The sequence below is a fragment of the Nitratireductor sp. J20-h4 genome (assembly GCF_056780505.1).
The window spans coordinates 1,747,396-1,769,654 of record NZ_CM165557.1 but is presented as its reverse complement, the minus strand read 5'-3'; the positions used below and the strand labels follow the sequence as shown (position 1 = coordinate 1,769,654).

24 protein-coding genes are annotated in these 22,259 nt (G+C 66.4%); 4 read left to right on the top strand and 20 right to left on the bottom strand.

The features are described 5' to 3' along the window. Positions 1-13: 13 nt before the first annotated feature. The 7 genes from ACT2B0_RS08640 to ACT2B0_RS08610 all read right to left on the bottom strand — a co-directional run bounded on the left by ACT2B0_RS08640 (position 14) and on the right by ACT2B0_RS08610 (position 5,917). Positions 14-655, bottom strand: a complete 642-nt coding sequence (locus tag ACT2B0_RS08640; RefSeq protein ID WP_473463594.1) for a CatB-related O-acetyltransferase — start codon at positions 653-655, stop codon at positions 14-16. A 161-nt stretch (positions 656-816) separates the two neighbouring features. Beyond that, positions 817-1,167 carry an AzlD domain-containing protein gene (locus tag ACT2B0_RS08635; RefSeq protein ID WP_473463592.1) on the bottom strand — a complete coding sequence of 117 codons (351 nt, stop codon included), beginning with the start codon at positions 1,165-1,167 and terminating at the stop codon, positions 817-819. Next, a complete protein-coding gene (locus ACT2B0_RS08630) occupies positions 1,164-1,913 on the bottom strand; it encodes an AzlC family ABC transporter permease (protein WP_473463589.1) in 750 nt (249 codons plus the stop codon). Before ACT2B0_RS08630 ends, ACT2B0_RS08635 begins: the two co-directional genes overlap by 4 nt. 45 nt (positions 1,914-1,958) lie before the next feature. Then, complete coding sequence (locus tag ACT2B0_RS08625; RefSeq protein WP_473463587.1) at positions 1,959-2,480, bottom strand: hypothetical protein; 522 nt, start codon at positions 2,478-2,480, stop codon at positions 1,959-1,961. A gap of 22 nt (positions 2,481-2,502) precedes the next feature. Then, the gene (clpA, locus tag ACT2B0_RS08620; RefSeq protein WP_473463585.1) at positions 2,503-4,968 is read right to left on the bottom strand and encodes an ATP-dependent Clp protease ATP-binding subunit ClpA; all 2,466 of its coding nucleotides are present in this window, start codon (positions 4,966-4,968) and stop codon (positions 2,503-2,505) included. A gap of 7 nt (positions 4,969-4,975) precedes the next feature. Then, complete coding sequence (gene clpS / locus ACT2B0_RS08615) at positions 4,976-5,326, bottom strand: ATP-dependent Clp protease adapter ClpS (protein ID WP_106569419.1); 351 nt, start codon at positions 5,324-5,326, stop codon at positions 4,976-4,978. 261 nt (positions 5,327-5,587) lie between these two features. Further along, a complete protein-coding gene (locus ACT2B0_RS08610) occupies positions 5,588-5,917 on the bottom strand; it encodes a phasin family protein (protein ID WP_473463583.1) in 330 nt (109 codons plus the stop codon). Positions 5,918-6,319: 402 nt separating this feature from the next. Between ACT2B0_RS08610 and ACT2B0_RS08605 the strand changes: the two genes are divergently transcribed. Then, positions 6,320-7,591 carry a D-alanyl-D-alanine carboxypeptidase gene (locus ACT2B0_RS08605; RefSeq protein WP_473463581.1) on the top strand — a complete coding sequence of 424 codons (1,272 nt, stop codon included), beginning with the start codon at positions 6,320-6,322 and terminating at the stop codon, positions 7,589-7,591. 60 nt (positions 7,592-7,651) lie between these two features. Here the strand turns inward: ACT2B0_RS08605 and ACT2B0_RS08600 are convergent, their stop codons facing one another. The 5 genes from ACT2B0_RS08600 to ACT2B0_RS08580 form a co-directional block, all read right to left on the bottom strand. Next, entirely contained in the window at positions 7,652-8,347 is a 696-nt protein-coding gene (locus ACT2B0_RS08600) for a DnaJ domain-containing protein (protein WP_473463578.1), read from the bottom strand. Positions 8,348-8,359: 12 nt separating this feature from the next. Further along, positions 8,360-9,091 carry a vWA domain-containing protein gene (locus tag ACT2B0_RS08595; RefSeq protein ID WP_473463575.1) on the bottom strand — a complete coding sequence of 244 codons (732 nt, stop codon included), beginning with the start codon at positions 9,089-9,091 and terminating at the stop codon, positions 8,360-8,362. A gap of 95 nt (positions 9,092-9,186) precedes the next feature. Then, positions 9,187-10,125, bottom strand: coding sequence for a division plane positioning ATPase MipZ (locus ACT2B0_RS08590; protein ID WP_473463573.1), 939 nt, complete (start codon positions 10,123-10,125; stop codon positions 9,187-9,189). 152 nt (positions 10,126-10,277) lie between these two features. Continuing rightward, a complete protein-coding gene (locus tag ACT2B0_RS08585) occupies positions 10,278-10,715 on the bottom strand; it encodes a DUF1489 family protein (protein ID WP_473463570.1) in 438 nt (145 codons plus the stop codon). Positions 10,716-10,790: 75 nt separating this feature from the next. Next, positions 10,791-12,191: an L-serine ammonia-lyase gene (locus tag ACT2B0_RS08580; RefSeq protein ID WP_473463568.1), complete on the bottom strand. Its 1,401-nt coding sequence runs from the start codon at positions 12,189-12,191 to the stop codon at positions 10,791-10,793. 585 nt (positions 12,192-12,776) lie between these two features. Here ACT2B0_RS08580 and ACT2B0_RS08575 point away from each other — a divergent pair. Further along, a complete protein-coding gene (locus tag ACT2B0_RS08575) occupies positions 12,777-13,469 on the top strand; it encodes a DUF599 domain-containing protein (RefSeq protein WP_473465869.1) in 693 nt (230 codons plus the stop codon). A 16-nt stretch (positions 13,470-13,485) separates the two neighbouring features. On the opposite strand, the gene ACT2B0_RS08570 is transcribed toward ACT2B0_RS08575, so the two are convergent. After that, positions 13,486-14,307, bottom strand: a complete 822-nt coding sequence (locus tag ACT2B0_RS08570; protein WP_473463566.1) for a YdcF family protein — start codon at positions 14,305-14,307, stop codon at positions 13,486-13,488. A 38-nt stretch (positions 14,308-14,345) separates the two neighbouring features. Beyond that, entirely contained in the window at positions 14,346-14,972 is a 627-nt protein-coding gene (locus tag ACT2B0_RS08565; RefSeq protein WP_473463563.1) for a hypothetical protein, read from the bottom strand. 273 nt (positions 14,973-15,245) lie between these two features. On the opposite strand from ACT2B0_RS08565, the gene ACT2B0_RS08560 reads away from it, so the two are divergent. Beyond that, positions 15,246-15,503: a YjhX family toxin gene (locus tag ACT2B0_RS08560; protein WP_156712335.1), complete on the top strand. Its 258-nt coding sequence runs from the start codon at positions 15,246-15,248 to the stop codon at positions 15,501-15,503. 54 nt (positions 15,504-15,557) lie between these two features. Here ACT2B0_RS08560 and ACT2B0_RS08555 read toward each other — a convergent pair whose 3' ends face one another. Further along, entirely contained in the window at positions 15,558-16,613 is a 1,056-nt protein-coding gene (locus tag ACT2B0_RS08555) for an aldo/keto reductase (protein ID WP_473463561.1), read from the bottom strand. A gap of 197 nt (positions 16,614-16,810) precedes the next feature. Then, positions 16,811-17,275, bottom strand: coding sequence for a hypothetical protein (locus ACT2B0_RS08550; RefSeq protein ID WP_473463558.1), 465 nt, complete (start codon positions 17,273-17,275; stop codon positions 16,811-16,813). Positions 17,276-17,484: 209 nt separating this feature from the next. Between ACT2B0_RS08550 and ACT2B0_RS08545 the strand changes: the two genes are divergently transcribed. Further along, positions 17,485-18,525: a DUF1176 domain-containing protein gene (locus ACT2B0_RS08545; RefSeq protein WP_473463555.1), complete on the top strand. Its 1,041-nt coding sequence runs from the start codon at positions 17,485-17,487 to the stop codon at positions 18,523-18,525. Between the two features lie 12 nt (positions 18,526-18,537). Here the strand turns inward: ACT2B0_RS08545 and ACT2B0_RS08540 are convergent, their stop codons facing one another. The 4 genes from ACT2B0_RS08540 to ACT2B0_RS08525 form a co-directional block, all read right to left on the bottom strand. Further along, complete coding sequence (locus ACT2B0_RS08540; RefSeq protein ID WP_473463553.1) at positions 18,538-18,957, bottom strand: DUF1330 domain-containing protein; 420 nt, start codon at positions 18,955-18,957, stop codon at positions 18,538-18,540. Positions 18,958-18,988: 31 nt separating this feature from the next. Then, positions 18,989-19,855 (bottom strand): alpha/beta fold hydrolase, encoded by an 867-nt coding sequence (locus tag ACT2B0_RS08535; RefSeq protein ID WP_473463550.1) that lies wholly within the window; start codon positions 19,853-19,855, stop codon positions 18,989-18,991. A gap of 62 nt (positions 19,856-19,917) precedes the next feature. Beyond that, positions 19,918-21,540, bottom strand: coding sequence for an NTP transferase domain-containing protein (locus ACT2B0_RS08530; RefSeq protein WP_473463548.1), 1,623 nt, complete (start codon positions 21,538-21,540; stop codon positions 19,918-19,920). After that, on the bottom strand, positions 21,537-22,247 hold the full coding sequence (locus tag ACT2B0_RS08525) for an XdhC family protein (protein ID WP_473463545.1): 711 nt from the start codon (positions 22,245-22,247) through the stop codon (positions 21,537-21,539). The genes ACT2B0_RS08530 and ACT2B0_RS08525 overlap by 4 nt, the downstream gene beginning before the upstream one ends. Positions 22,248-22,259 lie beyond the last annotated feature (12 nt).

Sequence of the window (22,259 nt, the reverse complement as noted above, 5' to 3'; positions counted from 1 at the left end):
CGATAGTGCATCCTCATCGGCCGTGTTGTTCGTCCCAGGACGCACTTGCGGCGACGAGCGCATCGATTTCGCCGGAACAGATCAGCGCTTGCAGGGCCGCGAATTTTTCCGCCGGCCAGCGGTAGATTGCCAGGGCGAGCAGTTGTCGCGTCGTCTCTTCGTCGAAGCGTGTGCGCAGTTCGGCGGCCGGATTGCCGCCGACCACCGCATAGGGCGCGACATCCTTGGTGACGATCGCTCCCGAAGCGATCACGGCGCCCTCCCCGATCGCGACACCCGGCATGATCATGGCGCGCATTCCGATCCAGGCGCCATCGTGGATATGGGTGTCGCCTTTGCCGATATAGGCGTCCGTGATGTTTTCGGCAAAAGGATATAGGCTGAACCAGTCGATGCGGTGTGTGTGGTTTCCTCCCATCAGGATGACGGCTTCCGCGCCGATGCACACGTAATCGCCGATATGAAGCTGATCGACCGGCCATTGCGAAGTCCAGGCGTTGCGGCTGTATTCGTCCCCATAAAGATAGCGGACGACGCTTTCCTCGAAACCGCCGCTCCAGGCATCGCTGTAATAGCTGTGCGTCCCGCGTATGTGGATGTTCGGATTGGATACGGTCTCGTGCAGGTATTCGACCCGCGACCAGTGTTTGACCACCACCATTCTCCTTGCCGACCCCGCGCAAAAGCGTCCACGCATGCGGTCGGTTTTTTCCAAAAGGCCTGCAGTGCGCCGATTCGCGCCGATGTTGTACACTCGCCTCTGCCCGCGGTCGGAACAAGCCGACCCGCGTCTTGCAGCGGGCTTGGCGCAAAAAATCAGCCGAACAGGAAAATCCCGCCCAGCAGCACCGCCTCGCCGGCCAGGATGCCGACGAAGACGCGCTTGCCGGCGGCGAGATAGGCCAGGAAACTGGCGATGGCGGCGGCGATGCGCAGGGCGAGCGGCGTGGCGGCGAGCGCGCCGGCGGGAAAGATGATCAGATTGGCGATGACGGCCGCCACCAGCGCGGTCGCCACCGCCCGGACGAGAACCAGAATGTCGGCGTCCTCCGACAGCCGGTCGCCGAGATAGACGCCGAGATAACGCCAGCAATCCGTCGCCAGCCAGCCGGCAAGCAGGATGAACAGATAGGGCCACCACCAGGCGTCGATCGCGGCGAAACTCATTGGCGCGCTCGGCGGCGGGCGAAGCGGTGCCAGCCATAGGCCATCAGGCCGCCGAGCAGGCCCGCCGCCAACAGGTCGACGCCTGGCGCGACAAGGTGGAAGACCGGTCCCAGCGCAAGCCCGAACATCATCGCGAGGTGGCCGGCCCGCTCGCGCGCCGATCCCCACAGCGAGGTCAGAAAATAGATCGGCGTCAACAAAAACAGCGCCGCGCCGACGATCGGCGGCAGGTTCTGCGCCAGGCTGAACACCACCGCGACCACGACCATGTTGACGACCACCAGCGTCGCGCCCAGCCCGGCGTAAAAAACCGTGCGCCGGTGCCTGGGCACGGTCGGGAAACGTTCCAGCGCCACCACCCAGGAGGTGACGGCGACGAAGTGCGACAGCGCGTAGAGCACCCATTTGCGTGTCGTCGGCGCGCGCATTTCCGGCACGATCGCGACCACCATCGGCATCAGCCGCACCGAGGAGAGCGCGACTGCGAAGGCGGCGGCGAGAAGCGTGGTGTTGGACAGGATCGCGCCGACCAGAACCACCTTGGCCGGCAGCGCCCACACGATGCCGACCATGAACACGGTCTCGGCCATCGTCAGCCCGGCCTCGCGCGCCAGGCCGGCAAAGCCGACAAAGGCGCTGGCCAGGATCAGGCCCGGGATCGAAAACGACGCCGCGACGCCGCGCAGGAACCAGCGCCACGGGCCGGCGCCGTCGGCCTCGGTCGCGGGGATATCGGCGCCGTTCATCCCCGGTGCGCCTGCCGGGTGCGGGCGGAGCGCGCGCCGCGACGCTCAGCCAAGGTCCAGCACCTGTTGCGAGAGACGGCGGGCCCGGGCCGCCAGCGCCTTGCGCGGCGAGGCCAGCGCAAGGCTGTGTGCGCGGCGCGCCACGGCGGCCTCTATCCGGTCGGCGTGCGCCAGATCCACCAGGGCCGACAGGGCCGAGGCGGCGGCAATGGTCGAGCGCTCGTCCAGCTTGGCGGCGAGAATTTCCGCCAGCCGTGCAGCCTGGCCGGCGTCCAGATCGAGACGGGCGAGGATTTTCGGGATTTGTTCGCCGCGCTCCCAAGGGCCCGGCCGCGCCAGCAGGGTCATCAGGCGCTCGGCCCGTCCTTCGAACAGGTCGGGCCGGTCGAGTGCAACCTGCATGGCGGCGTGCGCGGCGTGGGCGACCACGGTCGCGTCCTCGTCGCCCAGTAGCGCGACCAGCTCGTCGAGGCGCGCGGGGCAATCGAGAAGCTCCCGCGCGACCGCGCTCGCCTGCCCGATTTCGCCCCGGGCGTTCTCGGCCAGCCGGTCGCGCAGCGCGTTCATTGCCGTTACGCCGCCGGCCCGGTCAGCTCTTGCGCGGCATTTGCGGCACAAGGCTGCGCTTGGGCGGCTCCTTGTCCTTACCCTTCGGCGCCGGCGCCGGCTTGACCTTTTTCGCCGCCGGCTTGGCGCGCGGCTTCTTGGCCGGTTTGCGCTTGGCCGGCACTTCCTTCTTCGGCTTGACCGGCACCGTGTCGGCGATCGCGTCGAGCTTCAGGCCGGTCTCGCCGTCTTCCTTGGTCTCCACGCTGACACGGACCGTGCCGCCCTTCTTGAGCTTGCCGAACAGGACTTCCTCGGCGAGCGGTTTCTTGATGTTTTCCTGGATCACGCGCGAGAGCGGGCGCGCGCCCATGCGTTCGTCATAGCCCTTGTCGGCCAGCCAGGCGACCGCCTCCTGCGACAGGTCGAAGGTGACGCCGCGTTCGGAAAGCTGGGCCTCGAGCTGCATGACGAATTTCTGCACCACCTTGTGGATCACCGGCACCGGCAACGAACCGAACGGGATCACCGCGTCGAGCCGGTTGCGGAATTCCGGCGTGAACATGCGGTTGATGGCCTCCATGTCGTCGCTGTCGCGTTTGGACGAACCGAAACCGATCGCCGGCTTGGCCAGATCGGCCGCGCCCGCATTGGTGGTCATGATCAGGATCACGTTGCGGAAATCGATCTGCTTGCCGTTGTGGTCGGTCAGTTTGCCGTGATCCATCACCTGCAGCAGGATGTTGAACAGGTCGGGATGCGCCTTCTCGATCTCGTCGAGCAAAAGCACGCAATGCGGATGCTGGTCGATGCCGTCGGTCAACAAGCCGCCCTGGTCGAAGCCGACATAGCCGGGCGGCGCGCCGATCAGCCGCGAGACCGTGTGGCGCTCCATATATTCCGACATGTCGAAGCGCAGCAGCTCAACGCCCAGCGAGGACGCGATCTGGCGGGCGACTTCCGTCTTGCCGACGCCGGTCGGGCCGGAGAACAGATAGGCGCCGATCGGCTTTTCCGGCTCGCGCAGGCCGGCGCGCGCCAGCTTGATGGACGAGGCCAGCGCCTCGATGGCGCGGTCCTGGCCGTAGACGACGCTCTTGAGCTCAGCCTCAAGACCGGCCAGCACCTTTTCGTCGTCGGCCGACACCGTTTTGGGCGGGATGCGCGCCATGGTGGCGATGGTCGATTCGATCTCCTTGATCGAAATCGTCTTCTTGCGCTTGGTCTCCGGCAGAAGCATTTGCGAGGCGCCCGTCTCGTCAACCACGTCGATCGCCTTGTCGGGCAGTTTGCGGTCGTTGATGTAGCGCGCCGACAGTTCCACCGCGGCCTTGATGGCCTCGTTGGTGTATTTGACCTTGTGGAATTCCTCGAAATAGGGCTTCAGCCCCTTCATGATCTCGATCGCGTCGTCGACGGTGGGTTCGTTGACGTCGATCTTCTGGAAGCGGCGCACCAGGGCGCGGTCCTTCTCGAAGAACTGGCGGAACTCCTTGTAGGTGGTCGAGCCGATGCAGCGGATCGTGCCCGACGACAGCGCCGGCTTCAAAAGATTGGACGCATCCATCGCCCCGCCGGAGGTGGCGCCGGCGCCGATGACGGTGTGGATCTCGTCGATGAACAGGATCGCGCCCGGAAAATCCTCCAGCTCCTTGACGACCTGCTTCAGCCGCTCCTCGAAATCGCCGCGATAACGGGTTCCGGCCAGCAGCGTGCCCATGTCGAGCGCGAAGATGGTCGATTCGGCCAGCACGTTGGGCACGTCGCCCTCGACGATGCGCTTGGCCAGGCCTTCGGCGATCGCGGTCTTGCCGACGCCCGGATCGCCGACATAAAGCGGGTTGTTCTTGGAACGGCGGCACAGCACCTGGATGGTGCGGTTGATCTCGCTTTCGCGGCCGATCAGCGGGTCGATCTTGCCGGCCTTCGCCTTGTCGTTGAGATTGACGCAATAGGCGCTCAGCGCGTCCTGCTGCTGCTGTTTCTTCTTGGCGCCCTCTTCGGCCTCGCCGCCGGTATGGCCCTGCTCTTCCTCGGCGCCGCGCGGTGCGCGCGTCTCGGTGGCGCCGGGGCGCTTGGCGATCCCGTGCGAGATGTAGTTGACGGCGTCGTAGCGCGTCATCTGCTGTTCCTGCAGGAAATAGGCGGCGTGGCTCTCGCGCTCGGCGAAGATCGCCACGAGAACGTTGGCGCCCGACACTTCCTCGCGGCCCGAAGACTGGACGTGGATCACGGCGCGTTGGATGACGCGCTGGAAACCGGCGGTCGGCTTGGAATCCTCGCCGTAGCCGGTCACCAGATTGTCGAGCTCGGTGTCGATATAACCGAGCACGGTCTGCTTCAGCTCGTCGAGGTCGACATTGCAGGCGCGCATCACCGCGGCCGCGTCCGGATCGTCGATCAGGGACAACAGCAGATGTTCGAGCGTGGCATATTCGTGATGCCGCTCGTTGGCGTAGGTCAGCGCCTGGTGCAGCGCCCGTTCGAGGCCTTGCGAGAAAGCCGGCATTAGAACCTCACTTCTTTTCCATCACGCATTGTAGCGGATGCTGGTGCTGGCGGGCAAAATCCATCACCTGTGATACCTTCGTTTCCGCCACCTCGAAGGTGAATATGCCACATTCGCCCACGCCGTGATTGTGAACATGAAGCATGATGCGTGTGGCGGCTTCGCGATCCTTCTGGAAAAACCGTTCCAGCACGTGCACGACGAACTCCATCGGCGTGTAGTCATCGTTGAGGATGAGCACGCGGTAAAGGCTCGGCTTCTTCGTCTTGGGCTTGGTGCGCGTGATGACCGTGGTCCCCCGCCCGGGGGTGCCCCGATCGCCGTCGTCGCCCTGCATTCTTACGGCCTGGTCTCCCATGGCAGCCTTACCTGTCGTCAAGTCTTGGAAGCCCTTATCTCGATTGCGGGACAGAACGATCTATGTAGTCACTCCTATGCCAATTTTAAGGCCTTCTCGGGCGCTGACAATATGAGCGTTGGCGTTGGCGGGACGAATTCCGGTCACGATTGACCGGTCACGGCCCGGAAATGAAAAACCCGGCCGCAATCTGCGACCGGGTTTCGTCGGAGCCCGCAAGAAAAGCAGGCAATCTCTCTTCGGGCGCGAGGACCGTGCGCGTCAGACGGTTTTGGACACGACCGATTCGAACGGCTTGTAAGCGTTCTTGGCCAGGTCGGCATAAAGGTCGCTGAGCTTGGTGGCCTCGGCGACAAAGGTCTCATAAGCCTGCTTGGCGTAGTCGCTCTGGACCTCGATCGCCGTGTCGAGCGACTTGGCCGCGGCCAGCTTCTCGATCGCGGCGGTCGCCGTCTCGAACGATTTTTTGGAGAATTCCGTGGTTTCCACGGCAATGGCCTGAAACCCCTTCGACAGGGCCGCGGCGCTCTGCAGGCCGCTGTCGATATATTCCTTGCCAAGCTTGTTGGTGTCTTCGAACGACTGCATCATGGTGTTTTCCCGGCGTGTTGGAGGATGCTGCATGCACCTATGTGCGATGCAGCAATCTAGTTTGCACTGCAGCAAATGTCAATATTGCGCAGGCGCGCGTCGCGGAAGCGGAAATCGCAAATCCCGCACGCGGCCTTTCGGCGCGGGCCGCTGTCTGCGTGTCGTCGAGGCCCGGCGCGCCGGCGGCCGGTCCGTTCAAATGCGCGGCGAATGCGCGGGAAATGGTGAAGAACTCGGTTACCATAAACGGAATGGTAACGGCGTCGCCTTTAGCGTCCGGGAAATGGCGTCGCGGTCTGGGCGCGACCCGAAACAAACACCGGAAGGTTTTTGAAGGTGGCTAGCGTGAGCGTATTTGGTTCATCGGGTGTCCGATCCGTTATCCGGACGATTTCAGCAACATTGGTCGTGTTGGCCGCGTTCGTCCTGGCGCCGGCCCATGCGTCGAAATACGCCGCGATCGTTATCGACGCCAATACCGGCAAGACGCTGCATGCCGCCAATGCCGACGCGCCGCGCTATCCCGCCTCGCTCACCAAGATGATGACGCTCTACATGGTCTTCGAGGCGATGGAGGCCGGCAAGGTCAACAAGAACACGCGGATTCCGTTTTCCAAGCATGCCGCCGCGCGTCCGCCCACCAAGCTCGGCGTGCGCGCCGGCGGGTCGATCTCGCTGGAGACGGCGATCTACGCGCTGGTCACCAAGTCGGCCAATGACGCCTCCGCGGCTCTGGCCGAATATTTCGGCGGCACCGAATCCGGCTTCGCGCGCAAGATGACGGCCAAGGCCCGCCAGCTCGGCATGACGAAAACCACGTTCCGCAACGCCTCCGGCCTGCCGAATTCGGCCCAAAAAACCACCGCGCGCGACATGGCTGTTCTGGGCATCGCGCTGCGCGAGCATTTTCCGAAATATTATGGGTACTTCTCGACCCGCTCGTTCAAATTCGGCAAGCGCCGGATGCGCAACCACAACAAGCTGCTCGGCCGCATCAAGGGCGTCGACGGCATCAAGACCGGCTATACGCGGGCTTCGGGCTTCAATCTTGTTTCTTCGGTCCAGACCGGCGGGCGCAGTATCGTGGCCGTGGTCATGGGCGGCCGGACCGGCCGCACCCGTGATGCTCACATGGCCGAGTTGATCGGCAAATATCTGCCCAGGGCTTCGACGCGCGACGGCGGTCCGCTGGTGGCCAAGCGTACGGTCAAGCCCGGCTCGATCGCCGTTGCCGGCATGCTCGCTTTGCCCAAGGCCGACATTCCCACGCCGCGGGCGCGCCCGCAGGAGGTCGTCGTGGCCGCCTATGCGCCCGAACCCGCGCCAAGGCCCGCGGCTCCGCTGCCCGGCGCCGACGGTGACGCGGCGACCGAGATCCGCAATTCCGTGACACGGGTGGATCCGGTCAAGACGGCCTCGACAACGGTATCGGGATGGGTGGTCCAGGTCGCCTCCTCGCCCAACCAGAAGGACGCCCTCCTCGCCCTGTCGCAGACACGGGCCGCGGCCGGCAACATCCTGTCGGAGGCGTCTCCCTTCACGGTTCCGTTCGAACATGAGGGAACCGTCTATCACCGCGCCCGCTTCGGCGGTTTCACCACCAAGACGGCCGCGTGGAACGCCTGCAAGGCGCTCAAACGCAAGAAAATCGAGTGTTACGCCGCGCAGCAGTAGGCCGCGCCCCTCCCCCAATCTACCGCCCCTCTCCTGGGCAGTTCCTAGTCGACGGAGATTTCAGTCATGACCATTCAGCAGGACATCGCGGGCCTCGTTGATGCGGGCGGCCAGGAAGGACGAGCCGCCGAGGTCGGGGTGCACACGCTGCATCAGGCGGCGATGCGCCTCGCGGATGTCCGCCGCTCCGGCCCCCGCTTCAAGACCAAGGATCTCGTAGGCCTCCTCCTTTGTCATGGGGCCCGTGCTTGGAGAGGCTCGCTCCCGCCCGTCCGCGTCACCGTCAAGGCCTTCACGCCAATGGGCAAATCGGCCGTCAAGATAGGTTTCCAATAGCTGCAGGCTCTCCGCGTCGGCGGTCAGCGCGGCGCGAAGCTCCAGAAGCTCGCCGCGATCCATGCCGCCGAGCGCGCGTCCCTCGTAGCGGCCGGCCAGCACGGCGCCCTCAAGGGCGCCGGAATCGTGGTCGAGCTCCATTTCCAGCGCCGCCGTGCGTACGGTCGACACGCGCCCCGGAGACGGGCGCGCCTGCCGGCGCCGGCGTGCTGACAAAAACCAGGCCGCCGCCATCGATATGAGTACCCCGGCAGTGCCGACGCGGCCGGCCAGCATCAGGCCGAGCCCGGCCAGCCCGACAAGCGCGGGCCCGACCATCGTCAGCCCCGCGGCAAGCCGCGCGGGACTGGCCCGCATGAAGGCCAGCGCGCCCAGAACGGCGACAAGCAGGATCGCCGCAAGGTAAAACAGCACCGTCATGTCGCGCGTCCGCTACCGTTTCTTGCCCAGATGTTCGATCAGGAGGCGGTCGCCGGCGCTGTCGCGCGCCTCCAGGGCGGCGAACCCGCCGGTGGCATAAACGGCGATCGACGACAGCAATTCGGCCAGACGGCCGGCGGCGTTGCGGTCGAAGCGGAACCAGGCGCCGCGCGACAGTCGCGCGATTTCCTTCAACGCCACCTCGGCCGCGCCGTCGTGGCCTTCCTGAAAGACGAACACCGGCACGCCGCGCAGGCCGAGCCGGCCGGCCTGATCGGCCAGTTCGTCGACGTTTTCCTCCATCGCGTCGCCGATGAAGACCAGCGCGTCGATTTTCTCGCGTTCGGTCTCCTTGAGGGCGTGCGACAGTACCTTGCCGATCTGGGTGCGCCCGCCGCGGCAATCGATCCCGGTCATCAACCGGGTCAATTCCTCGGTATCGAGCACGAATTTCGACGCACGGCATTCGCCGAACCCACGGAAATAGACCAGCTGGACCCGCAATTTTCCGGACTTTCCGGCCGCCTGGAACATTTCGCCCTGCAGCCGGCAGGCCAGATCCCAGGTCGGCTGGCGGCTCATCGTGGCGTCGAGGGCAAGCACCAGCCGCCCGCCCGCCAGTCCCGACACGGTCCGCAACGCCTTGGCCTGGCGCAGGAAGGCGTCCACTGCTCCGGCGTCGGAACGCGGTTCGGCCGGCCGTCCGGCCTGCCTGCGCGCGAGCGGTTTGTCGTGTTTTTTCATCACCTTTGGAAAATGTGGCGTGGCGGGGGAAGTTGCAAGCCCGTCGACCGGCCAAAGATGTGGGCAATCGCGAGGCTTCTCGGCGCGCCGGCGTCTCAGTTCACGAAAATATCGGGCAGTTCGAGCGGCCGGCTCGACGCATCGGCCAGCTTGCGGCGCATGTCGAGGCGCTTGCGGCCCATCTCGCTGGTCGGCAGCCGCAGCGCGGCCAGGAGCAGGCGGATTTCCTGGCGCGCGGCCAGGTGCGACAGGGTCGGCTTGGTGCCCAGAACGTGTTCTTCGAAATCGTCGAGCGCGGTCAGCCCGATCGGGAAGAACTCGCGGAAGATGACGCGCTCGGAAATGCCGTCGGCGAGCCGGAAACCGAGCCGGGCGGCGAGGTTTTTCAGGCACCCGTCGACCTTCTGCTCGTTGCGCGAGGTGAAGGAGGACATGCGGTTGCGCATCACGACCCAGTCGAGGATCGCATTGTCGGTCTGCCGGCGCTCGCGCCGCGCATCACGCACCGATGCCGAATATTGGGAAATCTCCAGAATGTCGTAGCTTACCGGATCGATGCGCGCCAGCACGTCGAAATCGATGAAGGAATCGTTCATCGGCGTAACCAGCGTGTCGGCGATGCGGTGCGCCAGCCGGTTTAAGAACGTATCGGAGCCGGGCGTGTCGATAATCACGAAGTCGTAGGCGTTCTCGATATCGGCCAGCCCGCCGGCGAGCTTGCGGAATTCCTCGCCCTCGGCGTCGGAAATCGTGTCGTGCCGGGCCGGCGGGACGTGGAAATGATGCGGGATATCCAGCGCGATCTGGGCCTTGTGTGCCCAGCGGCGCCGGTTTTCCACATAACGCGTCAGTGAGAGCTGGCGTCCGTCGAGGTCGACGGTAGCGACCGAATAGCCGGATTTAAGCAGTGCGATGGCGATATGGATCGCCGTGGTCGATTTGCCGGAGCCGCCTTTTTCGTTGCCGCAAACGACGACATGCGCGCCGCGGTCACGGCGCTCGCCAGTATGTCCCTTCACCCCCGACAAGAACATCGTTGTCACTCCACCCAACGGCGAGACTGACTCTTTTTGTCCGCAGCATCAATCATTTCCGCTGCACTACGCCAAGAACTGCGATTTTTGGTAAAGCGCCCGGCTGCTTTCGTCCAAACGGGCGACTGTTCTTGCGGCGTGGTGAATGAAGCCTAAAGCAATCCGAGTTCGGCGAGCTCGCGCCGCAATTCGGGCGGCAGGGTCTGCCAGCCGCCGCTTCTGTCGTCGATATCGCGCGGCGCGTCCTTGGGCTGCAGATAGCGCCAGCCCTGGAAGGCGCGCCGGGGTTGCCACTCGGTCAGCACGATCTGCGGATCGAAGACCAGCCGGCAGCGCGACACGCCCTGTTTGTCGGTGAAGGGCCTGATATCGGCCAGGCGTTGCCGGCACTGGACATTGCCCTTGATCACCCAATAGAGCGAGCCGCCGTCGAGCAGTTCGTCGCGGCGTTTGGGGATCATGCGGGTGGTGTGGAAATGCTCCGGGGTCTCGCCGGCGCCGCGCATGGCGTCGAGCCGGGCTTCGATCCAGGCCTGAAGATCCTCGACGCTGTCGGCGCCGACACACAGTTTGACCAAGTGAAGAGCCATGCCCGAAAGGGTGTAGCGCCGATCCGGTCCGGGTCAAGCGAAAGCATCGGTTCTCCACAAAGCCCCTGCCCGGCCTCAACACTCCACGACGTTGACCGCGAGCCCGCCCTGGCTGGTCTCCTTGTAGCGCTCGTTCATGTCGAGGCCGGTCTGGCGCATGGTCTCGATCGCGGCGTCGAGCGGCACGAAATGCGTGCCGTCGCCCTTGAGCGCCAGCGAGGCGGCGGTGACCGCCTTGACCGCGCCGAGCGCGTTGCGTTCGATGCACGGCACCTGGACCAGGCCGCCAACGGGATCGCAGGTCATGCCCAGATGGTGCTCGAGCGCGATCTCGGCGGCGTTTTCCACCTGTTCGGGCGTGCCGCCCATCACCGCCGCCAGGCCGGCCGCGGCCATCGCCGAGGCCGATCCGACCTCGCCCTGGCAGCCGACCTCGGCGCCGGAAATCGAGGCGTTGTGCTTGATGATGCCGCCGATCGCGGCCGAGGTGAGCAAAAAATCCTTGATGCCGCGTGCGTCGGCGTCGACGTGGAATTTCAGCCAGTAGCGCAGCACCGCCGGCACCACGCCGGCCGCGCCGTTGGTCGGCGCCGTCACCACGCGCCCGCCGGCGGCGTTCTCCTCATTGACGGCCATGGCGAACACCGCCAGCCAGTCATTGGCAAGCAGCGGGTTGGGACGATTCTCGCGCCAGTCCTGCTCGAGCCGGTCGTGCAATACGCGGGCGCGCCGGCGCACCTTCAGCCCGCCCGGCATGATGCCGTCCTTCGACAGGCCGCGGTCGATACAGGCCTCCATCGCCTCCCACACGCCCTCCAGGCCGGCGTCGAGCGCCTCGCCGGTCTGGCGGGTCTGCTCGTTGGCGCGCTTCATTTCGGCGATCGACAGCCCGCTCGTCCGGGCCATCTCGAGCATTTCCCGGGCCGTGCGGAACGGATAGGGCACGTCGGGACCCGGCGGCGGCGTGCCGTGCGCCTGCAGCCGCTGCAATTCCTCCTCCGACACGACGAAGCCGCCGCCGATCGAATAATAGACCCGTCGCAGCAGGACGCGGCCTTCCCCGTCATGCGCGCAAAACGCCATGCCGTTGGCATGGCCGGGCAACGGTGTGGACTTGTCCAGCACCAGGTCGGCGTCGGGATCGAACCGGTAGGCCGGATGCCCGGGCGGCCTGACCGTCTTTTCGGCACGCACGGCGGCAAGAATATCGTCCATGCCGTCCGGATCGACCGTGGTCGGGTTTTCGCCGGCGAGGCCCAGAATCACCGCCCGGTCGGTTCCGTGGCCGACGCCGGTGAAGGCGAGCGAACCGTGCAGGCTGGCCGAAAGCCTGGCCACCGCCACGCCGCTCGGGCGCGGCCAGTCGTCGCCGGCGATCTCGTCGAGAAACCGGCCGGCCGCGCTCATCGGTCCCATCGTGTGCGAACTCGATGGGCCTATGCCGACCTTGTAGAGATCGAAGACGGAGAGGAACATTTTTCGCATTCCCGGTGCTACGCGCCGTTGTCGGCCGTTTCGGCGCCGCCCGCTTCACGCAGCCCGACGGCCCCTGGTCCGTGCGCGACATACACCCGGCGCGCGCAAACAAAAAGGGCGCGGCATGGCTGCCGCGCCCTGGTCTGAACCAATTTCTGTATCTTGCTCGCGCTTAACCCGCTGTCGCGATCACGGCCGTTTCGGCGCCGCCGATCAGCCACGCAACGAGTATGACGAATGCAAAGCCGGCAATGGCCTTGGCAGTCACACCCCAGCACGACTTTTGAACGCTATCGTCCATGATAATCCATATTGTTGTGTTTGCCCCCGGCGCGCCACCGTCGTGTCCCGCACGCGCCGCTTTCGAGGCCCGTGCTTTAGCCCCTCGCCTGCCGCACTGCAACACCAAAAGCGGCGCAAATGCGGCCAAGTGCTGCCGACCACCGAGCTCCCATTGAAAATTCCCTTTCGTGTCAATGGATTGCAGTTTCCATCCTCGGAAAGGAATCCGCAACAGATTGGACCAAATCAAGGCAGCGAGAAGGACGGCATTTTCGGCCGGATCGGATTATGCTCCTCACCATGATCGGTGATTCCCTTTCCGCCCCCGACCTGGCGGCGTTCGCGTTCTTTGTCGTCGCCTGGGTCGGCCATGCTCTGACGGCGGCCGGACACGTCGTTTCGCGCCCCTGTCTCAGCCAGCTGATGAACGCCCAGCGCGAGACCTGGCTGCGCACGATGGCCGCGCGCGAGATGCGCATGGTCGACACCGGCATCATGACCGGGCTGCAGCAGGGCACGGCGTTTTTCGCCTCCAGTTCGCTGATCGCGCTCGGTGGCTGCTTCGCGCTGCTGCAGTCCTCCGACGCGGTGCTCGCCGTGCTTGCCGACGTGCCCTATTCGCCCGAACCGACGCGGGCCCTGTTCGAGGACAAGGTGCTGGGGCTGGTGGTCATCCTGGCCTATGCCTTCTTCAAGTTCGGCTGGGCCTACCGGCTGTTCAACTATTGCTCGATCCTGATCGGCGCCGTGCCCCAGGCCGGCGATGCGGTCGATCCGGACGAACTCGAACGCAGCGTTTCGCGCGCCATCGGCATGAATGTCGTGGCTGGCGGCCATTTCAACGCCGGCCTCAGGGCGATGTTCTTTTCGATCGGCTATCTGGGCTGGTTTCTGGGACCGATCGCGCTGGCGGCGACAACGCTGTTCATTCTCACCGTGCTGGTGCGGCGGCAGTATTTTTCCAGGGCGCGCGAGGCCCTGGCGGCACAGGCTTAGGTCGCAGTACCCATTTTCAACCTTGCCCGGCCGGTTCCTCCCGGCGCGGCGCCGGCAGCAATACGTCGGTCCGGCCGGTCAGCCGGTAGGCGGCAAGGCCGATCCATTCGCGAACGGCAATCACCAGATTGTGCAGGGAATCGATCGGATTGTCCTGCGCCAGGCCGGGCGTTTCCTGACCGCTCGTGCGGTAGTCGGTTGGCCAGGGGATGACGGCAAAACCGGCCCGGCGAAACAGGCCCATGGCGCGCGGCATGTGGAAAGCGGAGGTCACCAGCAGCCAGCGCTCGCCCGGCTGGGGATCGGCCAGGCGCTGCGAGAACTGCGCGTTTTCGTAGGTGTTGCGCGACTGGTTCTCCAGGATCAGCCGCTGCGGGTCGACGCCGAGCGCCTGCAAGAGCCGCGGCGCGGTGTCGGCGTCGCCTTCGCCTTTCAGTCGCAAGGCGCCGCTGCCGCCCGAGATCAGGATTTTGGCGTCGGGCAGACGCCGGGCCAGGATCGCGGTTTCCACGAAACGGTCGCCACCTCGATTGAGTTCGTAGCCGCCGCGCACCCGGTTGACCCCGCCCTCGAAACCGCCGCCGAGCACCACGATGCCGGTGACGGTGTCGGGCAGCGCGCCGGGGCGTTGAAACCGGTCTTCGAGCGGTTGCAGCAAAAGTGCCCCCGTGGTCGTCCACCCACCGAGAAGCAGAATGACGGCCGCGGCGGCCGTCGCGGTTCCGGCGCTGCGCCGCCAGCCCGCCAAGGCGGCGATCAGCCCGGCTATCAGCAGCAGGACCGCCAGGCTCAACGGATTGGCCAGCGCCCAGAAGACCTTCGATACGACGTAGAACAAGCTGGATTTCTCCCCTGGCGCATCGGGGCCCGACCGGCTCAGGGCCGCGCCGGGCTTTCCCGTTCGTCCGTTTTCGGCCGTTCGGTCCTATCCGGTTCCGGCGGGGCGAACCGGTCGACGAACTGCCGCAACTCGGAAAGCACGGCGGCGGCTTCCGCGTCGTCGAGCCCGATGCCGAAGCTTTGCGTCTTGCCGTCGACGACGAACCCGATCCGGCGCGGGGCAAAAATGCTCGGCACTTCCGGCGGCTTGTCGGGCATCAGCCCGACGGACGACACGTTTTCGACCGGGTAGACCTTTTTGCGGCCGAAAGGCCGGAAGCCGCGTTCGACGACGATCGCGCCGGCACTGACCAGGAACAGTTTTTCGACGCCGATCAATTGCCAGAGCACCACCCCGCCGATCATGAAACCGCCGGCGGTCCAGCCGGCGAGCCAAAACAGCAAGAAGAGGTCGAGCGCCGCCGGGCCGCCGCTCAGCACTTGCCACACGACGAAGACCTCGCCTGCCCCCCAGCCGATCAGCCAGAACAACAGGAACCCTAAAGCCAGCGGCTCGCGCCGGGCGGGGTTGTAGACGCCGATGCCGTCCTCGGTTTCGCGGATGACAATCCGCCCTTGTCGGCGCGCCGGCATGCCGTCGGCCCGATCCCTCACATCACTCATATGTCCGTCTTCCCACCCATGCCCCTGTTGCAAATTATCAACGCGCGCGGCTTTCGACAATTCGCAACTGTCGTAGCGGATTGACCCGACGCCGTTTTCGTCTATGTCCCGGCAATTCGGAGCTTTTATGTCCACCTTGTCTGAATCCCGATAAAGCCCGATCCGGCGACGGATCGGGCCCGACCATGAGCCGGCACGGCGCGCCCGGTGGCACGCCGCTGCTTGTCGTGGCCGCGGCGCATATGCGCCGCGCATCGTGGACTTCACCGACAAATGGATATTTCACGCAAGGAACAGCGCGTGCTGCACGTGCTGGCGCAGGGCGGATTCATCCGTCTGGCGCGCAACGAAGACGGTAAGATCGGACAGATCGAATGCTACAGCCGCGAAGGCTGGATGTTCACGCATTTCGACCAGTTCCTGTTCCGTAAGCTGAGGCGCAAGCGCGCCATCGCCTCAAGCCAGGGCGGCCCCTACCGCATCACGCGGCGCGGGCTTGCCCTGGTGCGCGCGCAGCTCGACAACCGCTGAAAAGCGCCCGTCCCGACCGCCGCGCCTTGCGGCCGGCCGGGACGGGCAGCATCGTCACGGGCAGGGGTTTCCGACCCGCTGATGAACGGCGTCAACGGCGTCCTGCATCTCCTCGGTCCAGTCCACGGCGGCCGACGCCAGCGCCGTCTCGAGCTGCGCGATCGAGGTGGCGCCGATGATGTTGGACGTCACGACGGGACTGTGGGTGACGAACGCGTTGGCAAATAGCGCCGGTTCCATGCCGAACTGCCGGGCGAGCGCGTTATAGGCGCCAAAGGCCTCGGCCGCGTTCGGGGTCTCGTAACGTTGCAGCCGGTCGAAGAGCTGCTTGCGCGAGCCCTTGGGCAAGGCGCCGTCCTGGTATTTTCCGGTCAGATATCCCTGCGCCAGCGGTGAATAGGCCAAAAACGCGACGTCCTCGCGGCGGCAGGCCTCGGCGAGATTCACCTCGAAGGTGCGGTTGACGAGATTGTAGGCGTTCTGGATCGAGGCCGCGCGCGGCCCGACCTGCCGGTCGCTTTCGGCGATGAAGCGCATAAGGCCCCAGCTGCTTTCGTTCGACAGGCCGAAATGGCGGATCTTGCCGGCCTTGACCAATTCGTCGAACACGGCCAGCGTTTCCGCGATCGGGGTCTCGTCCGCCGGCCCGTCGGCTTTGTCCGCGGCGCCGACGCGGGTTGGATTGGAGCCCCAGGGGATCGGCCGTTCCGGCCAGTGGATCTGGTAGAGGTCGAGATAGTCGGTCTGGAGTCTTGCGAGCGACTTGTCGATCGCGTCAAAAATGTCGGCACGCACGAGTTTCGACGGCCGGCCGCCGCGAAACCAGTCGTTGGCCGTGCGCCCGACGACTTTCGAGGCCAGCACGACATCACCGCGATTGCCGCGCGCCTTCATCCAGCTGCCGATGATCGCTTCCGTTCGGCCCTGGGTCTCGGCCTTGGGCGGGATCGGATAGAGCTCGGCCGTATCGATGAAATTCACGCCGCGCGCGAAGGCCAGATCCATCTGCGCGTGGCCCTCGGCCTCGGTGTTCTGCTCGCCCCAGGTCATCGAGCCGAGGCAGATTTGCGAAACGTGCAGGTCCGTGCGGCCGATGCGGCGCTTTTGCATGAAGACTCTCCGGGATTGGTCGATCCGGGCGGATCTTGGAGAGGCAGTTATAACGGCCGATCGGCGTGCGCAAAAGTGTCCGCGTCAGCGCTGCCCGATCGCAGCGACGCGCGGGCGGCGAAACGGACGGGATGGCTGGCGATCACCGCGCGCATGCGTTGTCGGGTTTCCCGCGTGCCGGCGCGCACCGGCGATGGTCAGCGCTTGGCCGCCGCGTTGCGTTTGGCCCGGTCGATCAGCATGTTGGCGATCTGCATGCGCACAAGCGCCCGTTCGCGCCGATGCGGCGCCACCGTGTCGGGGTGGTTGTCGCGGGCGAATTCGCGCCGGATCCGGTCGAAATCCTTCGGCCAGCGCGCATAGGCGATCTTGAGTTCGGCCGCGATCGCGCCCGGATCGGCCGGCGGCAACGGGTCTTCCGGCGGATCGGGCGTTTCGATGCCGGGCGCGTTCTCGGCCAGGCTCTCCAGGCCGGTGCGGCGGTAAAGGCTCGCCACCACCTCGCCGGGGACATTGGCCCACAATTCCTCGACGGCCTCGGAAGAGGGCACGAAACCGAACGGCATCGACGGTCCGGCGGGCTCCGCCTCGCTCTCGTCGGCCTTGGCCGCGATGAGCTCGTCGAGAAGGGTCGCAAACTCGCTGGTCGAGAAGCCGTTCAATTCACCTGCTCCAAGGGTTGCGCCACGAACGCGCCAACACGATAGGCACAAGGGATTAACAAGCTGACCGAAAAACCGGGCCAATTTGAGTCATCGCCCGGCGGAGGGCTTGCGTCTCGCGCGCACTGGGTGAGACTGTTCACAGCCCCGCCCCGATGGCCGCCTATGCTTGGCGGCGAGCGCAACACCGTGATCGCAGGAGGAACAGCATGCGCACCAGTCTATCTTGCCTTGTCGCCGCGCTAGCGGCCGCCGCGCCGGCTGCCGCGCAGGACCGGCCCTATCTGGACGATCGTTCCGATGCGGCGGGGCTGATCGCATCCTATTACAACGCCGTCAACCGCAGGGAATATGCCCGCGCCTGGAGCTATTTCGGCGACGACAAGCCGGCCGCCGACCTCGACGCGTTCGCCGACGGCTACGCGGCGACCGAAAGCGTGGACGTCGTCGTCGGCGCGGCGGGCGAAGACGGCGCGGCGGGCAGCGTGTTCTTCCAGGTCCCGGTCGCGATCCGTGCGACGGAGGCAGGCGGCGCCCAAAAACTCTTTGCCGGCTGCTACACGGCACGGCTGATCGACCCGCAGATCCAGGACGAGCCGTTCCGCCCGCTGTTCATCGTCGCAGCCAGCCTTGAGCCCGCCTCCGAACCCTTGGAGGATGCGCTGCCGGCGCAATGCGGCGATGCACCGGCCGGGCCGACCGGCGATGCCGGGCTCGAACGCGCCAGGGCGTTGTTTCAGGCGAACTACGGGCAGAGTTGCGACGCGACGCCGCCCGGCGGCGACGGCCCGCAGGCGCCCGACATCCACACGATCGGCTTCCGCTACAGCTATGACGACGCCGATGCCCCGGAACGCCAGGTGCGGCTGTTCCGGTTCTACTGCCGGGCCGGCGCCTATAACCAGATGCATGTCTATTTCACCGAAGACGAGATCGACGGCGTGCGCGCGCTGCATTTTTCCAAGCCCGAGCTCGACATCCGCTACCAGGACGACGACAGCGACGGTCCGGTCGATTCGATGCGCATCGTCGGCTTCACCGCCGAAAGCGAGCTCGTGAACTCGGATTACGACCCGGAAAACTTCGTCATCACCGCCTACGCCAAATGGCGCGGCGTGGGCGACGCCGCCGCGTCCGGCACCTGGCTGTTCCGCCAGGGCCGGTTCACGCTGGTCAAATACGAGGTCGACGCGACCTATGACGGCGCGGTCAATCCCGAACTGCTTCTGGACTATTATTCGGCGCCGTAGCCGGCCAGAAATTCAGCCGTCGAAGCCGCTGCCGGTCGCTTTCGGCGCCAGGCGGATTAGGCGCGAATCGGCGACCGCCGCCTGGCGATGCGCCACCGCCTTCTGGTAGTCGGGATCCTTGACCATCTCCACGAAGGCGGCGGCGGAGGGATATTCGGCGATGAAGCACCGGTCCCAGTGCTCGTTTTCGGGGCCGATCAGCATCAGCCGGAAATCGCCGGCCCACACCACCCTGCCGCCGACCCGGCGCAGGACCGGGCCGCTCTCGCGCCCATAGGCGGCATAGGCCTGCGCGCCGGTCGCCTGGCGCCCGTCCGGATAGGCCGCCTGCGCGCGCAGCCGCACCAGATTGAGCATGTGGACGGGCCCCTCCTCCGCCATTTTCCGGAAAGTGCCGAATGTCTCGCGGGTCGGATCGACGAAGCCGGCCATGGGCGATCTCCAAAAAATCAAGCGGGTCGTGTCAGCGCTGCGCCAGCATCCAGTTGAGCGTCTCGCGCCAGTCGGTCATGCGGATCGGCGTTCCGTGCGTGCCGGTCTCGAAACGCACGAAACGGACGGGATAGTCCGGCGCGGCCTGCAGGATCGCGCGAAAAAACGCCTCCTGCTTTTCCACCGGAAACACCGTGTCGCGGCTGCCCTGGCCGATGAAGACGGGAACCTTTCGCTTGAAGGCGGGACTTTTCAGGAAACCCGTATCCCAGTGCGAACCGAGCAGAAGCAGCCCGCCCAGCCGCGACGCGACACGCGCGTCCTCTGCCAGCGCGTAACACAGCGCCCCGCCCATCGAGCCGCAGGCGACGAAGACCGGCGCGGCCGGCGAGCGCGTGGCGTAATGCGCGATCAGCGCGGCAATGGCGTTTTGGCCGCCGGCGCCGAAATCGGGAAAGTCGGGCGACAGATAAAGCCCGTCATTGCGCGTCATCAGGTTCTTGATGCGGTTGAAATTGCCGCCGAAGGTGAAGTCGTCGACCCCCTGCCTGCGGCTGCCGCCCTGGCCGTGCAGATAGATGGTGATGATCTTGGCGCCCTCGCGCCGGCCGACCGCGTAGTGGCGCAGATCGCCGAGCGCGTATTGCTGCTGCGATGCCCGCACGCGCAGCGACACGTAGTCGTCGCGTACCCGCCGTTCGGGCACGGCGTCGCGGCCGTTGATGTCGCGCATCTCGCGATAGTCGACGACGCGGTATCGACCGCCGTCGGCCGAGGCGAGCGTTGCCGGATAGGCAAACAGACGGTCCTTGTGGGGGGCGAGTTCGAAAGCGTTGGCGCCGCCGGCGGCAAGCGACAGGGCGGCGACAAGCAGAAAACGGCGAAGGGGCGTGGTCATCGCCGCGACTGTGCCGTCCGCCGCCGGGCTTGGCAAGCCCGGCATGGGGCGTTGCCGCGCTGCTATTCCTCGAGCACGCCGCCGGCCCGGGCGAGCGCGTCCTGCGTGTCGACATCGATGCTCGCCGCCGCGCCGATTTCGACGTCGATCACCTCGGCAAGCCCGCTTTCGACCAGATGGCGGGCGCCGGTGTCGCCGGCAAGTCCGTCGACGGCAACAAACACCGCGCGCGGCAGGATGACGGGGTTGCCGCGCTTGCCGTTATGGGTGGCGCGCACCACGGCGCGCCCGCCGGACCGCTCGAAGGCGTCGATCAGCGCGTCGAGCGCCGCCGTGCCGATCGCGGGCATGTCGGCAAGCAGCACCAGCGCGCCGTCGGCCGTCTCCGGCACGGCGTGCAGGCCGGCCTTCAGCGAAGTCGACAGGCCCTGGGCGAAATCGGGGTTCTGGCGCGTCTCGACGGCGAGCCCGGCGAGCGCCGCGGCCACGCGCTCGGCCTGATGGCCGAGGATCACGGTCAGGCCGTCCGCGCGACTCGCCAGCGCGCGCTCGGCGCTGCGCCGCACCAGCGGTGTGTCGTCGAACGAGGCTAAAAGCTTGTTGGGCCCGCCCATGCGGCTCGAGCGTCCGGCCGCCAGCAGCACGGCGTGCACGTTCGGCGGCGCGGCCGGCGCGTCGGCAGGCGCGCGCGCCTCGCGCGGCTGCGGCCGGGTGGCGATCTCCATCAACAGCCCGCCGACTCCCATGCCGGCGATCGTGCCGGCATCGACGTCCAGACCGGCCAGCATGCGGTCGAGCACCCAGTCGAAGCCGTTTTCCTTCGGGCTGCGCGCGCAGCCCGGCGCGCCGAGCACCGGCACCGCGCCGATGCGCCCCTTGACCAGCAGATTGCCGGGATCGACCGGCATGCCGAAGCGCTCGACCGTGCCGCCGGCGGCGCGGATCGCGGCCGGAATCACGTCGTCGCCGTCGCTGACGGCCGACGCACCGAAGGCGATCACGATGTCGCTGCCGGCGGTGGCGTCGGCCAGCGCTCGCGCCAGGCTCGCCGCGTCGTGCGGGGTGCGGCGCTCGAAGGCGATCGCGCTGCCCGAGGGCTCCAGCCGGGCGCGCATCGTCTTGACCGTCTTGTCGAGCACGCCCGGCTTGGTGCCCGGCAGGCTGGTCTGGATCAAAGCAACGCGTCGGGCGGTGAACGGATGCACGCAAAAGATCTCGCCGCGGGCGGCGATCGCCTCGACCGCGTCGACCAGCCGGCCGGCGACCGCGAAGGGTATGATCTTGACCGTGGCGACCATCCGGCCCGGCTCGACGCGCACATGGTCGTTCAGCGTCGCGATGGTGATCGCAGGGTCGACGGCGTTGATCGCGTCGACCAGCGCCCGGTCGACGCAAAACACGCCTGCCGGCCCGGCATGCAAATTGACACGTCCGGTCGCCGCGTCGCGGATCTCGACGGCGCGGCTTTTCAGCGCTGCGGCGATCCGGCGGGCGGCCTCGTTTTCGTCCATGTCGCCGGGGTCGAGCACGGCCGCGGCGACCTCCGCGATGCCGGCCTCCCGCAAGGCCGCGATCTCGACTTCGCCAAGGCGGGTGCCCTTCTTGATCCGGCGCGTCCCGGCCTGGGTGGCGTGAGCGAGAATCGCGCCGAGCGCATCACGAACCGGTACGGGACCGAACTTCATGCCGCGCGGCTCTCGGTGGCCGCCGCCAGTCCGCGCGAACGCAGCGCGGCGACGATCTGGGCCAGGACCGCCACGGCGATCTCGGCCGGGCTTGCCGCGCCGATATCGAGGCCGATCGGCGCCTGGATGCGTCCGCTCGCCTCATCCGTCACGCCGGCTTCGGCGAGCCGGGCCAGGCGCTTGGCGTGGGTCTTGCGGCTGCCGAGCGCGCCGACATAAAAACAGCCCGTCTCCAGCGCCGCCCTGAGCGGAAAATCGTCGATCTTGGGATCGTGGGTGAGTGCGGCGAGCGCGGTATAGGCATCGAGCGGCCGCCGTTTGAAGACGTCCTCGGGCCATTCGGCTGCAAGCCGGGTCTCGGGAAAGCGTTCCGGCGTGGCAAAGGCGGTGCGCGGGTCGATGATCTCGATGTCGAAACCGGCGATCCGGGCCATCGGCGCCAGCGCCTGGCTGATATGGACCGCGCCGATCGCCACGATGCGCGGCGGCGGCAGATGGACGTTGAGGAAGAACGACCCGCCCTCGGTCTCGACTGTGCCGGACTTGCCGGAGCGGAACGCGCGCTGCAGTGCCTCGCCGAGTGGTCCGGACAGCACATCGCCCTCGCGCACCAGCCAGTCCTGTCCGTGCGCAAGGTCGGTGACGAGGATCGCCGCGCGGCGCGCGCGCCGTTCGGCATTCAGCGCTCTCAGGGCTTCAGCACGCATGGCGTCCTCCGC